At 36.0% G+C, this 17,215-nt stretch carries 15 protein-coding genes; all 15 read left to right on the top strand.

Annotated features, from left to right (window positions below):
• The 15 genes from ACHRV3_RS16115 to ACHRV3_RS16045 all read left to right on the top strand — a co-directional run bounded on the left by ACHRV3_RS16115 (position 1) and on the right by ACHRV3_RS16045 (position 16,956).
• On the top strand, positions 1-522 hold the full coding sequence (locus tag ACHRV3_RS16115; RefSeq protein WP_047774921.1) for an NADH-quinone oxidoreductase subunit C: 522 nt from the start codon (positions 1-3) through the stop codon (positions 520-522).
• A gap of 25 nt (positions 523-547) precedes the next feature.
• Positions 548-1,786, top strand: a complete 1,239-nt coding sequence (locus ACHRV3_RS16110) for an NADH-quinone oxidoreductase subunit D (RefSeq protein WP_047774919.1) — start codon at positions 548-550, stop codon at positions 1,784-1,786.
• A 149-nt stretch (positions 1,787-1,935) separates the two neighbouring features.
• A complete protein-coding gene (locus ACHRV3_RS16105) occupies positions 1,936-2,466 on the top strand; it encodes an NAD(P)H-dependent oxidoreductase subunit E (RefSeq protein WP_047774917.1) in 531 nt (176 codons plus the stop codon).
• Position 2,467: 1 nt separating this feature from the next.
• Entirely contained in the window at positions 2,468-3,835 is a 1,368-nt protein-coding gene (nuoF, locus tag ACHRV3_RS16100; RefSeq protein WP_047774914.1) for an NADH-quinone oxidoreductase subunit NuoF, read from the top strand.
• Between the two features lie 83 nt (positions 3,836-3,918).
• Positions 3,919-4,950: a 2Fe-2S iron-sulfur cluster-binding protein gene (locus ACHRV3_RS16095; protein WP_047774913.1), complete on the top strand. Its 1,032-nt coding sequence runs from the start codon at positions 3,919-3,921 to the stop codon at positions 4,948-4,950.
• A gap of 4 nt (positions 4,951-4,954) precedes the next feature.
• Entirely contained in the window at positions 4,955-6,007 is a 1,053-nt protein-coding gene (gene nuoH / locus ACHRV3_RS16090) for an NADH-quinone oxidoreductase subunit NuoH (RefSeq protein ID WP_230005139.1), read from the top strand.
• 49 nt (positions 6,008-6,056) lie between these two features.
• Entirely contained in the window at positions 6,057-6,302 is a 246-nt protein-coding gene (locus tag ACHRV3_RS16085; RefSeq protein WP_395435364.1) for an ORF6N domain-containing protein, read from the top strand.
• Positions 6,303-6,432: 130 nt separating this feature from the next.
• A complete protein-coding gene (locus ACHRV3_RS16080; protein WP_047774909.1) occupies positions 6,433-6,978 on the top strand; it encodes an NADH-quinone oxidoreductase subunit I in 546 nt (181 codons plus the stop codon).
• Positions 6,978-7,517 (top strand): NADH-quinone oxidoreductase subunit J, encoded by a 540-nt coding sequence (locus ACHRV3_RS16075; RefSeq protein WP_230004244.1) that lies wholly within the window; start codon positions 6,978-6,980, stop codon positions 7,515-7,517. Before ACHRV3_RS16080 ends, ACHRV3_RS16075 begins: the two co-directional genes overlap by 1 nt.
• Positions 7,517-7,837, top strand: a complete 321-nt coding sequence (nuoK, locus tag ACHRV3_RS16070) for an NADH-quinone oxidoreductase subunit NuoK (RefSeq protein ID WP_017494599.1) — start codon at positions 7,517-7,519, stop codon at positions 7,835-7,837. The genes ACHRV3_RS16075 and nuoK overlap by 1 nt, the downstream gene beginning before the upstream one ends.
• A gap of 6 nt (positions 7,838-7,843) precedes the next feature.
• Positions 7,844-9,727 (top strand): NADH-quinone oxidoreductase subunit L, encoded by a 1,884-nt coding sequence (nuoL, locus tag ACHRV3_RS16065; RefSeq protein ID WP_395435363.1) that lies wholly within the window; start codon positions 7,844-7,846, stop codon positions 9,725-9,727.
• A 10-nt stretch (positions 9,728-9,737) separates the two neighbouring features.
• The gene (locus tag ACHRV3_RS16060; protein ID WP_395435362.1) at positions 9,738-11,180 is read left to right on the top strand and encodes a NuoM family protein; all 1,443 of its coding nucleotides are present in this window, start codon (positions 9,738-9,740) and stop codon (positions 11,178-11,180) included.
• 64 nt (positions 11,181-11,244) lie between these two features.
• Entirely contained in the window at positions 11,245-12,636 is a 1,392-nt protein-coding gene (locus ACHRV3_RS16055; RefSeq protein WP_047774903.1) for an NADH-quinone oxidoreductase subunit N, read from the top strand.
• Between the two features lie 164 nt (positions 12,637-12,800).
• Complete coding sequence (locus ACHRV3_RS16050) at positions 12,801-13,574, top strand: Bax inhibitor-1/YccA family protein (protein WP_047774901.1); 774 nt, start codon at positions 12,801-12,803, stop codon at positions 13,572-13,574.
• Positions 13,575-14,370: 796 nt separating this feature from the next.
• Positions 14,371-16,956, top strand: a complete 2,586-nt coding sequence (locus ACHRV3_RS16045; RefSeq protein WP_395435361.1) for a T9SS type A sorting domain-containing protein — start codon at positions 14,371-14,373, stop codon at positions 16,954-16,956.
• Positions 16,957-17,215: the final 259 nt, after the last annotated feature.

Genomic DNA, 17,215 nt, shown 5'->3' with positions numbered 1-17,215 from the left:
ATGGCTTTAGACAATACCCTGATCCAAGATAAACTTACAGAAACATTTGATTCAAGTGTTTTTAACTTCCGAGAAGAAAGAGATGTTTTTACTTTAGAAACTTCAGCTGATAAAATTACAGCGTTGATTTTATTTCTTAAAAATGATCAAGATTTACGTTTTCATTTTTTAACTGACTTATGTGGTGTTCATTATCCGGATAACGAAGTTGAAAGTCAATTTGCAATCGTATATCATCTGCATAACTGGTACGAAAACAAACGTATCAGAATCAAAGTTTTCATCAACGGTGAAAAACCGGAGATCAAAACGATTTCAAACATCTTTTTAAGTTCAAACTGGATGGAAAGAGAGACATACGATTTCTACGGTGTTAACTTTATTGGTCATCCTCAATTGAAACGTATTTTGAATATGGATGAAATGATCTCTTTTCCAATGCGAAAAGAATTCCCAATGGAAGACAGCGGAAGAACTGATAAAGACGACAGATTCTTTGGAAGAACAACAACAAATTGCTAAAAAATAAATAATTCAACATTATAAAATGTCAGAACTATTATTACCACCAGAGCATCGATATGCTAAAATAATTAAAGAGAAACTAAACGAAGACGGAAGCGAGCTTTCGGTACTGAATTTAGGTCCAACTCACCCAGCTACACACGGTATTTTTCAAAATATCTTATTGATGGATGGTGAAAGAATTCTGGAGGCTGAACCTACAATTGGTTACATCCACAGAGCATTCGAAAAAATTGCCGAAAATCGTCCTTTTTATCAAATTACACCGCTTACAGACCGTATGAACTATTGCTCCTCTCCTATCAACAATATGGGATGGTGGATGACTTTAGAAAAATTATTAAATATTGAAGTTCCTAAAAGAGCACAATATTTAAGAGTTATCATTATGGAGTTGGCTCGTATTACAGATCACTTAATCTGTAACTCGATCTTAGGGGTTGACACTGGTGCATATACCGGTTTCTTATATGTTTTCCAATTTAGAGAAAAAGTTTACGAAATCTACGAAGAAATTTGTGGAGCTCGTTTAACAACTAATATGGGAAGAATTGGTGGATTCGAAAGAGATTGGTCACCGGAAGCTTTCCGCAAACTTGACGTATTTTTAGAAGAATTCCCAGTTGCCTGGAAAGAATTCGAAAACTTATTCGAAAGAAACAGAATTTTTATTGATAGAACTGTAAACGTAGGTGCCATCAGCGCTGAACAAGCAATGGCTTACGGATTTACAGGTCCAAACTTACGTGCTGCCGGTATTGATTACGATGTTCGTGTAGCACACCCTTATTCTTCTTATGAAGATTTTGACTTCATTGTTCCTGTTGGAAAATCAGGTGACACTTACGATCGTTTCTGCGTTCGTAATGCCGAAGTTTGGGAAAGTTTAAGCATTATCCGTCAGGCTTTGGATAAAATGCCAGCCGGAAATGAATATCATGCCGAAGTTCCGGATTATTACCTTCCTCCAAAAGAAGATGTTTACACTTCTATGGAATCTTTAATTTATCACTTTAAGATTGTAATGGGAGAAGTTCCTGTACCGGTTGCAGAAATTTACCACCCGGTTGAAGGCGGAAACGGAGAACTAGGATTTTACTTAGTGACAGACGGAAGCAGAACACCATACAGATTGCATTTCAGAAGACCTTGTTTTATTTATTACCAAGCGTATCCGGAAATGATTAAAGGTGCTTTATTATCGGATGCGATTGTAATCTTATCCAGTTTAAATGTAATTGCCGGAGAATTAGACGCGTAAAGATATTGTCGATTTTAGAGGGTAGATTGCAGATTGAAAAATCTAAAATCAGAAATCTAGAATCAAAAATTTAAAAGATTGCAGAATATAGATAGTGGACAAAGATTTGAAAAAATCTAAAATCTAAAATCTAAAATCTAAAATAAAAAATGGAACGTAAACATTACAAACAAGAAATAAATATGACTGAGGCATTGATGAATCGCATCAATGAATTGATCAGTCATTATCCGGAAGACAAAAGAAAATCAGCTTTATTGCCTGTTTTGCACGAAGTACAAGATGCGCATGACAACTGGTTGAGTACTGAGTTGCAGGATAAAGTTGCTGAAATTTTGCACATAAAACCAATTGAGGTTTACGAAGTGGTTACTTTTTATACCATGTACAACCAAAAACCAATTGGAAAATATATGTTCGAATTCTGCCAGACTTCTTGTTGTTGTTTGAATGGTGCCGAAAATTTGATGGACTATACGTCTGAAAAACTAGGTATCAAAATGGGAGAAACAACTCCAGACGGTATGTTTACCATTGCCGGTGTAGAATGTTTAGGTGCTTGCGGATACGCTCCGATGATGCAATTAGGTGATTTCTACAAAGAAAAATTGACAGAAGAAAAAATCGATCAGTTAATCGCTGATTGTAGAGATGATAAAATAATATTACACGATAAATAAGATGTCACAGAAAATATTATTAGATAAAATCAACGTACCGGGAATTAAAACCTACGAAGTATACCGCCAAAACGGAGGTTATGCTTCTGTAGAAAAAGCACTAAAAACACTTACTCCGGACGAAGTTGTTGAAGAGGTAAAAAAATCTGGATTACGTGGTCGTGGTGGAGCTGGTTTCCCTGCGGGAATGAAATGGAGTTTTATTGACAAAAAATCAGGAAAACCAAGACATTTAGTTTGTAACGCCGACGAATCTGAGCCGGGAACTTTCAAAGATCGTTTTTTGATGGAATACATTCCTCACTTATTGATCGAAGGAATGATTACTTCAAGTTTTGCCTTAGGCGCTAACCTTTCGTATATCTACATTCGTGGAGAATATATGTGGGTTTACAAAATCTTAGAAAGAGCAATCGCCGAAGCAAAAGCTGCCGGTTGGTTAGGAAAAAATATATTAGGTACAGGTTACGATTTAGAGTTATACGTTCACTGTGGAGCTGGTGCTTATATCTGCGGAGAAGAAACTGCATTGATTGAATCACTGGAAGGTAAAAGAGGAAATCCTCGTATCAAACCACCGTTCCCGGCAGTTTCGGGACTTTGGGCTAATCCAACAGTAGTAAACAACGTAGAAACTATCGCAACTGTGCCATGGATCATCAACAATTCTGGAGATGATTATGCAAAAATTGGAATTGGTCGTTCTACCGGAACTAAATTAATTTCTGCTTCAGGTCACATCAAAAACCCTGGAGTTTACGAAATTGAATTGGGTTTAAGTGTTGACGAATTCATGAATTCTGATGAGTATTTAGGCGGAATGTCTTCGAGCAGACCTTTGAAAGCGTTTGTTCCCGGAGGTTCTTCTGTGCCTATTTTACCGGCTGAATTAATTTTTAAAACAGCAAATGGTGAAGACCGATTAATGACTTACGAATCTTTAAGTGATGGTGGTTTTGCTACCGGATCTATGTTAGGTTCAGGAGGATTTATCGTTTATAATGACACGGCCTGTGTGGTTAGAAACACTTGGAATTTTGCTCGTTTCTACCACCACGAATCTTGTGGACAATGTACCCCTTGTCGTGAAGGAACAGGATGGTTGGAAAAAATCTTATGGAGAATCGAAAACGGTCAAGGCCGTGAAGAGGATATCGAATTGTTATGGAGTATTCAAAGTAAAATCGAAGGAAATACTATTTGTCCATTAGGTGACGCCGCTTCTTGGCCTGTAGCAGCAGCGATTCGTCACTTTAGAGATGAATTTGAATACCACGTTCGTTTCCCCGAAAAAATAAAACACAGAGAGCATTTTGTTGCTGAACCTTTCTCGCAAGTGAAACATTTAGTAGGAAAACAAACAGTTTAAAAAAGTTTCAAGTTTCATGTTATTTCAGTTTCAACCACAACACCTGAAACTTTAAACCTGAAACTAAAAAAAACAAAAAAGAAATGAAAGTAACCATAGACGGTCAAAGTATAGACGTAGAACCAGGAACAACGATCCTGCAGGCTGCACGTATGATTGGTGGAGATTTAGTACCGCCAGCCATGTGCTATTACTCAAAATTAAAAGGCAGTGGCGGTAAATGTCGTTGTTGTTTAGTTGAAGTTGCCAAAGGAAGCGAGGCTGACCCAAGACCAATGCCAAAATTAATGGCTTCTTGTGTAACAGGATGTATGGACGGTATGGAAGTAAACAGTAAATCTTCTGACAGAGTAACGGAAGCCCGTAAATCTGTAACAGAATTTTTATTGATCAATCACCCATTAGACTGTCCGGTTTGTGATCAGGCTGGTGAGTGCGATTTACAAAATTTAAGTTTCGAACACGGAAATCCAAAATCCCGTTTTATCGAAGAAAAAAGAACATTTGAACCGGAAGATATCGGTCCAAATATTCAACTGCATATGAACCGTTGTATTTTATGTCAAAGATGTGTGCAAGTAGCAGATCAATTGACAGACAACAGAGTTCACGGAGTATTAGATCGTGGTGATCACGCTAATATTTCTACCGGAATCTCCAAAGCAATCGACAATGAATTCTCCGGAAACATGATCGACGTTTGTCCGGTTGGAGCTTTAACAGACAAAACGTTCCGTTTCAAATCAAGAGTTTGGTTCAACAAACCTTACAATGCACACAGAGAATGTACTACTCCGGGATGTTGTGGTAAAACAACTGTTTGGATGTTTGGAGGAGAGATTCAACGTGTTACAGGTCGTAAAGACGAGTACCATGAAGTAGAAGAATTTATCTGCAACAGCTGTCGTTTTGATCACAAAGATGTAAACGACTGGGTTATTGAAGGACCAAGAGAATTTGAAAAAGATTCTGTTATCAATCAAAATAACTATACTCAAAAATTAGAGAAAGTAGAAATCGCTACGGAGAAGAACATTCTTTTAGGTAGAGATGAAGACCGTAAAAAAATTAGTATGGCTGAAATTCCATTAACCACTAACAACAAAAATTCTTAAAATGGTGGATAGTGCATTTATAATAGAAAAAAGTGTTGTTATTGTGGTAGTTTTTGCCATAACAATGATCATGGCTATGTATTCTACCTGGGCAGAACGTAAAGTTGCTGCTTTCTTGCAAGACCGTGTAGGACCTAACCGTGCAGGTTGGGGAGGTTTATTACAACCACTTGCCGATGGTATGAAATTGTTCTCTAAAGAAGAATTTGAACCAAACACTCCAAACAAATTTTTATTCGTTGTAGGTCCGGCAATTGCCATGAGTACTGCTTTAATGACCAGTGCTGTAATTCCGTGGGGAGATCGCTTACATGTTTTCGGACGTGATGTTCTCCTGCAAGCTACAGACATTAATATTGGTTTATTGTATTTCTTCGGAGTTGTTTCTGTTGGAGTTTACGGTATCATGATTGGTGGATGGGCTTCTAACAATAAATTCTCTTTGATGGGAGCTGTTCGTGCAGCCTCTCAGATGGTTTCTTATGAAGTTGCCATGGGATTATCCATGATTGCTTTGTTAATGATGACCGGAACTTTAAGCTTAAAAGAAATTTCTGAGCAACAAGCCGGAATGAACTGGAATGTTTTTTATCAGCCATTATCTTTCTTAATTTTCTTAATCTGTGCTTTTGCTGAAACCAACAGAACTCCTTTTGACTTGGCAGAATGTGAATCTGAGTTAATTGGTGGTTACCACACTGAATATTCGTCTATGAAAATGGGATTCTACTTATTTGCTGAATATGCGAATATGTTTATCTCTGCTACGATTATATCCGTTTTATTCTTTGGAGGTTACAACTATCCGGGAATGCAATGGATGGTGGATAATGTAGGTATCAATACCGCAAACATTTTAGGAATCGCAGTATTGTTTGCTAAAATCTGTTTCTGGATCTTTTTCTATATGTGGGTTCGTTGGACAATACCAAGATTCAGATACGATCAGTTGATGAATTTAGGATGGAAGATTTTAATTCCGCTTTCCATTATCAACATCATGATTACAGGTGCTGTTATTTTAAGAAGTGAAATTGCAACCTTTTTAGGATTCTAATAAATAGTAAGACGCCACTTTTGTGGTAGCTTATCAGAAAAATAAAAAAATGAGTGATGAATTAATGATTACCGAAGAATTCATAATGAGTAAGATTTTACTCATCAGAGGTCAGAAAGTAATGCTTGATTCAGAGTTAGCGACACTTTACGGAGTAGAAACGAAACAGCTCAAAAGACAAGTCCGTAGAAATATGGAACGTTTTCCTGAAGATTTCATGTTTGAATTGACTGAAATTGAAAGCGAAATCTTGAGGAGCCAATTTGGCACCTCAAGTTGGGGAGGAAATAGATAGTTGGTTATAAAAAATAAATTTCATTAACATACAAAATGACCTGGCCCTGATAAAAGCAGCATACTTTTACTCATCACAATGAATAAAAGATAAAGTGAATAACAGGATTAGCTCTAAATAAAAATTAAAAATGTCAATAGAAACTATATCATTATCGGGTAGAAAAAAGATGGTCTCTAACAAAGAGATGACCTTTTGGGAACGATTGTATCTTGTAGCGATTGTAAAAGGATTATTCATTACGCTTAAACACTTATTCAGAAAAAAAGTGACGATTCACTATCCTGAACAAGTACGTGAAATGAGCCCGGTTTATCGTGGTCAGCATATGTTGAAACGCGACGAACAAGGTCGTGAAAACTGTACTGCCTGCGGACTATGTGCTTTATCCTGCCCTGCAGAAGCGATCACAATGAAAGCTGCTGAGCGTAAAGCGGATGAAAAACACCTGTACAGAGAAGAAAAATATGCTTCGATTTACGAAATCAATATGCTTCGTTGTATTTTTTGCGGTTTGTGTGAAGAAGCTTGTCCAAAAGATGCTATTTATTTAACAACTTCTAAGGTTTTGGTTCCTGCAAGTTACGAAAGAGAAGATTTCATTTTTGGAAAAGACAAATTAGTAATGCCTTTAGAAATGGCGATGAAAAACACTCAACTTAAAAACGCCAACTAATGATACATATTCCTGATTTTGCCCACGCAACTACTATACAAGTTATATTTTGTTTCCTGGCGTTTATCACAGTAATTACTGCATTCTTAACTATTTTTAGCAGAAACCCGATTCACAGTGCCATTTATTTGGTTATTTGTTTCTTCTCGATTGCAGGTCACTATTTATTGCTTAACTCTCAATTTTTGGCTATCGTACATATTATAGTCTACTCGGGAGCGATTATGATTCTGTTCCTGTTTACCATCATGTTGATGAATCTGAACGAACAAAAAGAAGTCCACCGACCAAGAATTACACGTTTGGGTGCTATTGTTTCTTTTTGTTTGATTTGTATTGTTTTGATTGCAATCTTTATCAACTCGAAACCAATTATGGGGGATTACGACTCAACCGGTGAAGATTTTCAATCTATCAAAGTATTGGGTAAAATATTATTGAACGAATATATGGTTCCGTTTGAATTTGCATCGATTCTACTTTTAGTAGCGATGATTGGAACTGTATTATTGTCTAAAAAAGAAAAACTAAATAAATAATGGGTAATATATTAAATCAAATAGGTATTGAAAACTACATCTTTTTAAGTGTTGTACTTTTCTGTATTGGTATTTTTGGTGTATTGTACAGACGAAATGCTATTATCGTTTTCATGTCTATCGAAATCATGTTGAATGCAGTTAACCTTTTATTTGTTGCTTTTTCAACCTATCATCAAGACGCACAAGGGCAAGTTTTTGTCTTCTTTTCGATGGCTGTTGCTGCAGCGGAAGTTGCAGTAGGATTGGCTATTTTAGTTTCGATCTTTAGAAATTTAGGTTCGATTAGTATCGATAATTTAAAAAATTTAAAAGGATAAATGGAAATGAATACCAATTTAGCTTTAGTTTTAGTATTAGCTCCTTTCTTAGGATTTTTAATCAATGTTTTCTTTGGAAAAAGCTTAGGCAAAACCGTTTCCGGTATTATCGGAACAACTGCTGTTGTAGTTTCGTTTGCTGTGACCTTATTCTTTTTTAATCAGATTACCCAAAATCAACAACCCATTCAAGTCACTTTATTTGACTGGATTCAGATTAGTAATCTACACATCAATCTTGGATTTTTATTAGATCAATTATCATTACTTTGGTTGCTTTTTGTAACTGGAATCGGGTCATTGATTCATTTATATTCGATCAGCTACATGCATGATGACGAAAACATACACAAGTTTTTCTCGTACTTAAACTTGTTCGTATTCTTCATGATAACGCTTGTAATTGGTAGTAACTTATTGGTTTTATTTATCGGTTGGGAAGGTGTTGGACTTTGCTCGTACTTATTAATTGGATTCTGGCATAAAAACCAAGATTACAATGATGCAGCAAAAAAGGCTTTTATCATGAACAGAATTGGAGATTTAGGTCTTTTGATCGGAATGTTCATTATTGGTTCTATGTTCTCTACTTTAGATTACGCTACTTTAAAAACAGCAATTGCCGGAGCTACTAACTTAAATATTCCATTGCTTTCATTAGCTGCTTTGTGTTTATTTATTGGTGCTTGTGGTAAATCTGCACAAATCCCGTTATACACTTGGTTACCGGACGCGATGGCAGGACCAACTCCTGTTTCTGCATTGATTCACGCTGCAACGATGGTTACTGCCGGTATCTTTATGGTAACAAGATTAAATTTTGTTTTTGATTTAGCACCGGACGTTCAAAGTATCATTGCAGTTATTGGAGCAATCACTTCATTAGTTGCTGCAACAATTGGTCTGGTTCAAACTGATATCAAAAAAGTATTGGCTTACTCTACCGTTTCTCAATTAGGTCTAATGTTTTTAGCCTTAGGATTCGGTGCTTATGAAGTAGCTGTTTTTCACGTAATCACACACGCTTTCTTCAAAGCTTGTTTATTCTTAGGATCAGGTTCTGTAATTCACGGATTACACGGAGAACAGGATATGCGTAAAATGGGTGGTTTGCGTAAAGCAATGCCAATTACATTCTGGACGATGTTGATTTCATCATTGGCCATTTCCGGAGTTCCGTTTTTCTCAGGTTTCTTCTCTAAGGATGAAATCTTATTAACGGCTTTCGAGCACAGTAAGATACTTTACATTATCGGATCAGTTGCTTCAATTATGACTGCTTTTTATATGTTCAGATTAATGTTCTTAACTTTCTTTAAAGATTTTAGAGGAACTGAAGAGCAAAAACATCATTTACATGAAAGTGACGGTTTAATTACTTTCCCTCTAATCATTTTAGCCATTTTAGCCACTTTTGGAGGATTAATCAGTTTACCGGGTCACAGTTGGTTGAACGAATACATGGCTCCTTTATTTACAAAAGTAGCCGGTGAAGAACACCATTTAGGTACAACCGAATATACATTGATGGGAGTTGCAGTTCTGGGAGGATTCCTTGGAATCTTAATTGCTTACATCAAATATTTCAAACAAGATAATGTTCCTGAAGCAGACGAAAACATTACAGGTTTAACTAAAGTTTTATACAACAAATATTATGTAGACGAAATTTACGATGCTGTATTTGTTCGCACTATAAATGCATTATCAAGATTCTTTAGAGATTATATCGAAACCGGTTTAACAGCTGTTGTTTTCGGATTTGGTAAAATCACCAATGAATTAGCTTTTCAAGGTAAAAAATTACAAAGTGGAAGTATCGGATTATATCTTTTTGCTTTTGTTTTGGGTCTTTGCGCCATTGTTTCGTATATATTTTTAGCTCAATAATTTAATAACTATGAACGTTTCTATTCTATTAATTATCCTTTTAATCGGTGCATTTGCCACTTATTTTGTTGGTGACAAACTAGCTTCAAAAGTAGCCTTGTTCTTTAGCTTAGCTGCTTTAGGATGTTCTTTAGTGTTGTTAAATCATTTTTGTGCAGGCGAAAATATTAGCTTAATCAACGCTTGGATCACAGAACCAAAAATTTCATTTGCCTTAAATGCGGATGGATTGGCTCTGGCAATGGTTTTACTGACTTTGTCTTTAACTCCAATCATTATATTCTCTTCTTTCGGGAATGACTATAAAAATGCAAAAGGTTTTTACGCTTTAATTTTATTTATGGCCTTTGCAATGACAGGAACTTTTCTTGCAGCAGATGGTCTTTTATATTATATTTTTTGGGAATTATCTCTTATTCCAATTTACTTTATTGCTCTTATTTGGGGTAATGGTGACGCAGATGAGCGCAGAAAAGCTGTGGTGAAATTCTTTATTTACACCCTTGCCGGTTCCTTGTTTATGTTAGTTGCCTTTATTTATTTATCGCAAAAAGCAAATGGAAGTTTCCTTATCGAAGATTTCTACAAATTAAACTTAACTGCTACAGAGCAACTTTGGATCTTCCTGGCTTTCTTCTTAGCATACGCTATCAAGATTCCAATTATTCCATTCCACACTTGGCAGGCAAATGTGTATCAAAAAGCACCAACAGTTGGAACTATGCTTTTATCAGGTATCATGCTAAAAATGGGATTGTACAGTGTTATCCGTTGGCAATTGCCAATTGCACCACTTGCTGCAAAAGAATACATGAACATCTTTATCGTATTAGGAATTGCCGGTGTAATCTATGGATCTATTGTAGCTTTAAGACAAAAAGATTTAAAGAAATTATTAGCTTATTCTTCTTTGGCACACGTTGGATTAATTGCTGCAGGATCGTGTACCTTAACTATTGATGGTTTACGTGGAGCTGTTTTGCAAATGATCGCTCACGGTTTTGTCGTAGTTGGATTATTCTACGCTGCTGAAATAATTTTCAGAAGATACGAAACAAGAAATATTGCAGAGATGGGCGGAATCCGTACACAATCTCCGAAATTTACCTCTATGTTTTTAATCTTACTATTGGCTTCGGTTGCGTTACCGGGTACTTTTAACTTTGTTGGAGAGTTTACTGTTTTGTACAGTCTTTCTCAAGTAAATGTTTGGTTTGCCGTTTTAGGTGGAACAACTATTATATTGGGAGCGTATTATATGCTTAAAATGTTTCAGAATGTAATGTTGGGAGAAACCAATTCAAAAACATTCAAAGATGTTTCTCTTAATGAAGGAATTTCATTAGTTGTAATCATAGCTGTATTATTGTTCTTCGGATTTTATCCAAAACCAATTACTGATTTGATCACACCAAGTTTAGAGACCATACTGAGCGTTATCAACAAGAACTAATATTTTAAATAAAAATAAATTAGGGTAGTATCAGCATTCGATATCCTAAATCAAAAAAGCAAAAATGAATACATTAATAGCAATTACAGGGTTGGGTATTTTCTGCCTATTATTTGAAATTCTTAATTTCAGAAAAGCCATTGTTCCATTTACCATTCTTGGACTTTTGGCTGTTTTGGCACTTAATTTTTCAGAATTCGGATCAACAGAAAGTTATTACAATAATATGATTACAGTGAGTAAATTCTCTACTTCGTTTTCATCATTGTTTATTGTTTTAACCATTTTCCTTGTCGCTTTAAGTCACAATTTTTACGAAAATCATCCAACAAAAATCTCTGATTTTATTGCTATAAAAATATTTTTATTGGCCGGTGGTGTAGCAATGGTTTCTTTTGGAAACTTAGCTATGTTCTTCCTTGGAATTGAAATCTTATCCATCGCTTTATACATCCTTGCTGCAAGCGAACGTTTGAATTTAAAAAGTAACGAAGCGGGAATGAAATACTTCTTAATGGGTTCATTCGCATCAGGAATTATTTTATTCGGAATCTGTTTGATTTACGGAGCAATGGGAAGTTTTGACGTTGCCGAAATACACGACAGCTCTTTATCTGCCGAATTACCAATCTGGTTCCCAATCGGAATGGTTTTGATGGTAATTGGAATGTTGTTTAAAATAGCAGCTGTACCTTTTCATTTCTGGGCTCCTGACGTTTACGAAGGTTCTCCGGCTTTAACAACCGCTTTAATGAGTACTTTGGCAAAGGTCATTGCTGTTGCTACTTTATACAAATTAATCAGCGCTTTAAACCTGATCCCATCACTTGACAATCAAGATCTTTTGCCAACCTTTGAAACTATTGTAGTCGTTATATCAATGGCTTCTATGACTGTGGGTAATATCATGGCATTGCGCCAGGTAAATGTAAAACGTATGTTGGCTTTCTCTGGTATTTCGCATGCCGGATTTATGTTGATGACTTTATTAACGATTGCTACTTCTGCAGGCGTTTTATTATACTACACAGCAGCTTATGCTTTAGCAGGAATCGCTGCTTTCAGTGTTATTTTATACGTTTGTAAAAATCAGGATAATGAAGACATTACAAACTTCCACGGTTTAGGAAAAACAAATCCGTTATTGGCTGCTATCCTTACAGGTTCTTTATTATCAATGGCAGGGATTCCGATTTTCTCAGGATTTTTCGCTAAGTTGTTCTTATTCAATCAAACTATTCAGTCAGGTCATATTGCTTTGGTAATTGTTGCAGTTATAAATTCAATTATCAGTGTTGGTTATTATTTCAAACTAATTTTAGCCATGTACTCAAAAGAACCAAATGAAGAGCGTACCGGAAAACCATTCCTTATTTATGCGGTTGCGATCGTTTCGATCACTTTAAACATCGTTTTAGGTTTGTTCCCATCCCTAGTATTAGATTTATTGAAATAAAAAATTCAGTCCAAATACAGACCAATCCATCAAGATTATTTTTTGATGGATTTTTTGTTTTAAGGCCACTTCTGCCACAGAAAAATTCATGTTAAAAATTTAACGGAAACAAGTTCTCCTCAAAAAAACTCCCTATATTTGAAGTCAATTAAATGCAATAAAACATGAACTTCAACTCAAATAATCCATTTTTAAGCAACAAGCGTTTTTCATCAAATGCTGTTTCAAAAGCTGAAGGAGTAAATCAGGCACAAATCATTGACTACAATCAGGATATGACGTTGTCAGGTACAATTAATAAGACAGCTATTTTATTTCTAATATTATGCGGAGCCGCTATGGTAACCTGGTGGATGGCTTTTAACGGAATGAACGCGATGTTACCTACTATTGGAGGTGCAATTGTTGCCCTTATTTTAGTAGTAGTTTCAGCATTCAAACCACAAGCCTCTCCTTATTTAGCCCCTGGTTATGCCCTTTTTGAAGGTCTTTTTATCGGAGGAATTTCTGCTATTTTTGAAGCAATGTATCCTGGAATTGTAATCAATGCTGTTGGTGCTACATTAGTCACCTTTTTAGTATGTCTGGGTTTATATAAATTTAAAATCGTCAAAGTAACAGAGCAATTTAAATCAGTAGTTATCGCTGCAACATTAGCCATTGCAACTTACTATTTAATTTCATGGGTGGTCTCTATGTTTACAAGCTTCACTCCTGTACACCAAGGAAATTCTATGATGAGCATCGGAATTAGTGTTTTTGTAATTATCATCGCTGCTTTAAATCTTTTCTTAGATTTTGACTTAATCGAAAAAGGTGTTGAGCAAAAAATGCCAAAATTTATGGAATGGTACGGCGCTATGGGATTAATGATCACATTGGTTTGGTTGTATGTTGAATTCTTAAGATTACTAACAAAAATGTCCAGTAAAAACTAATTTACTTACATAACATATAAAAAGGCCTTTTTGAGTTTTCAAAAAGGCCTTTTTTTTTGCTCCCTTCTCAATTTTATAAAATCCATTTGTACCGCATGTTTTCTTCTGTCTTTAAACCGATGCCAGTGCAAACATCCCACCCAAAACTATAAACCAAAGTTCTATTATTAAGTCACTGATTTTTTAAATATTTTAGCTCTCTTGCAAGGTCTTTTCAATTAGCATGCCTTCACAAGCGAGACATTTGTGACATCAATCATTTTAAGTCCGTTATCCATCCTATTCTCCTTCAAAAACGAAAAATCACATTCGTAAAATTGAAAAAGACAGTCCTATATAACCTAAACTAAATCAATACGCTAGCGATTGATTGACATTTTATCACCTATTTCTTAGCCCAGATTTCATCAATTCGACTCAGAATATCGTTATTTAGTCAATTTCAGATTTACAATTAGTGCGTTTTTTCTTATTTTTAAAAACACCTAGCTGTCTAGCAAAAATGACACGAAATCGTACCGTTTTTTTCAAAAAGTATTTTTACTAAAGAATAAAAAAAGTAGTAAAAATAATACTTCAGCGTACATTCAAACCAACATGTAATAAATTACAATTAATGCAATTTATTACATATTACTCATTTAAAACAACCATTCTTTTAATTATTTTCTTTTTTTAAGCAAATTTATTTTGAATATCAAAATTTTATATATTTTTGTGTAATCGATTACAATTAAAATTCTAACCGATACTAGAAACCACATTTTACTATTTACTAACTATTAAACAAACCATTATGAAAAAAAACCTACTATTTCTGGCCGTCTTTTTTGTAACAATTCAGACTTGGGCTCAACAAGTTCAAATTACCGAATCATCCGGATGGCTCGAATCTGCTTTTGTAAAATGGCAACCTGTTAGCAATGCCCAAAGCTACAATGTCTATTACACCGGTCAAGGAATCACCGATCAGAAAATCGACGATCAGCTTATTAGAAGTTATGGCAGTTATTTCCGTGCTGATGTTCCCGGACTTAAAGCAGGATCATACACCTTGAAAGTAAAACCTGTAATTTCCGGAGTTGAAGGAACTGGTACTACAACAGCCAGTTTAACGGTACTTGCTCAAGACCGAAATGGATTTGCTTTCGACAGCGGAAGAGTTCCGGGAGGCTATAAAATTGATGGAACTCCAAAAGATAATGCTGTCATAGTTTATATCACACAGAACACAAAAAATACCGTTTCTATGAACATCACAGGAGCCAGTACCAATCCTTGTGTTGGGTTGCAAAATATACTGTACGCTATAAAAAAAGGACAAGATACACGTCCCTTTATCTTTCGACTAATCGGAAACATTACCGACATGACCGTAATGGAAGGAGGCGATGTGGTAATCGAAAACGCCAATAATGCCTCTAGTTATCTAACTTTTGAAGGTGTTGGAACAGATGCTGTTGCTAATGGATGGGGAGTACGCCTAAAAGCGGCTTCGAACATTGAAGTCAACAATCTGGGCTTTATGAATTGCAACAGCACAGCCGGAGACAACGTTGGAATGCAGCAAGACAATGACCACATTTGGGTGCACAATTGCGACTTGTTTTATGGAAATGCGGGTAGCGATGCTGATCAAATAAAAGGCGATGGAGCTTTAGACAATAAAACATCAACCTATATTACGCTATCCTACAATCACTTTTGGGACAATGGAAAAGCAAGTTTATTGGGATTAAGCGAAGGAACCACGGCAGGACTATACATCACGTACCACCACAATTGGTTCGACCACTCTGATTCCCGTCATCCACGTGTTCGCTATTATTCAGCCCACATTTACAACAATTATTTTGATGGGGTTGCCAAGTATGGATCGGGTTCTACTCTAGGCTCTTCTTTATTTGTAGAAGGCAATTATTTCAGAAACAGTAAACATCCTATGTTAACTTCCCTTCAAGGTACCGATATTTGGGACGAAGCCAATCAGGTCAATAATGCCGGAACAATGGGAACATTCTCTGGTGAAGCCGGGGGGTCTATTAAAGCATTCAACAATACTTTTGATGCTGATAATGCCACTAACAATATGCGTTTTGTTGCTTATGGCGATACAAATCCATTATACAATATTTCAGGAAAAATCAGTTCTACAACAGATTTTGATGCTTTTGTTGCGACAACAAGAGCACAAACAGTAAGCAGTAGCGTAGTTTCTAAGTCAGGCGGAAATACGTACAACAACTTTGATACTAATGCTGCTTTTTATGTGAAGAACCTGGCAATAGACCAACCAGCTACCGCAAGAACAAAAACGGTTCAGTACGCAGGTCGTATTTCCGGTGGAGATTTAAAATGGACATTCAACAATGCAACTGATGATACCTCTTCTCTAGTCATCACAGCATTAAAATCTGCTCTTACAAATTACACCGGTTCTTTAGTTGCTGTACAGGGAGAAGGAACTCCGCCAGTCGGATCACAAACACTAACCTCAACTGCAAATAAAAATCAAACGGTGACAACTGGTACAGCAATTGCATCAATTGTATTCACTTGGGGCGGAACTGCAACAGACGCCACTGTGACTGGTTTACCGGCTTCCGGAATTAGTTTTGTGAAAAACACCGCCGCAAAAACCATAACGATTACAGGAACTCCAACTGCGACACTATCCTACTCTATTGCAACAACGGGGACTACAGGTTCTCCGGTAACGGGATCCGGAACAATTACGGTAAGTACGGGTGGAAGTACCGGAAATGAAATCCATAATTTTACAACCTCCGGAAAAACAAGTTCATTTTATACCATCACCGGAAACATGAATTCAACTTCCGGATCTGTAACTTATAATGGACAAACGCTAACAGGACGCTTAAAAATTGAATCCAGCACTTCAATAGCCTATACCACAACAAGTACCTCTACTCTGACTTTAGTATTTGATTCGAATTTCACAGGAACAGTGAAGATAAACAATGTGTCCTACACTGCAGCGGCAGGAATCGTTACTACTACAATTCCAGCCGGAGCTAACACCATAACCAAAGGATCAGTAGCTAATTTATATTATATCAGCACTACTTATAGTGGCGGTACACTAAGAATGGTGAAAAACACTAAAACTTCTACTGAAGAACAGGACTTAAACATAGAGCACACAAAAGTAGTTTTATATCCAAACCCTGTATCCTCTACGTTGTACTTATCAAATGAAAACGTAGAAAAAGTTTTGATTTATAATATGGCAGGAGTTCTAATAAGCACTACCGGAAAAGAGACCGAAAGTATTGACATGAGCCACCTCGTACCCGGAACTTATCTGGCAAAAATACATACGTCGACTGGTATATTTAATCAAACAATTCTAAAAAAATAAATACTAAACGTATATTTTTCAAAACAAACAAGAAGCTGTCTCATCATTGAGACGGCTTTTTTTGACTGAAGAAAAACTCAAAATTATCTAACACAAAGTTTTAGTGAATCCGCTGCGTACTAAAACCATATGAGTAATATAAGATCATATAAGCATACCGCTTAAATTAACCCTTTGTAATATGATCAAGCGTATTACAACCTCGAACATTTTTCAAAAACTTATTACAAACCAATAGCGCACCTTAGCTTTACTGTCA

This window comes from Flavobacterium sp. FlaQc-49 (assembly GCF_044005985.1).
Taxonomy (GTDB): Bacteria; Bacteroidota; Bacteroidia; order Flavobacteriales; family Flavobacteriaceae; genus Flavobacterium; species Flavobacterium cupriresistens.
This window is presented reverse-complemented; position numbering and strand designations above follow the sequence as displayed.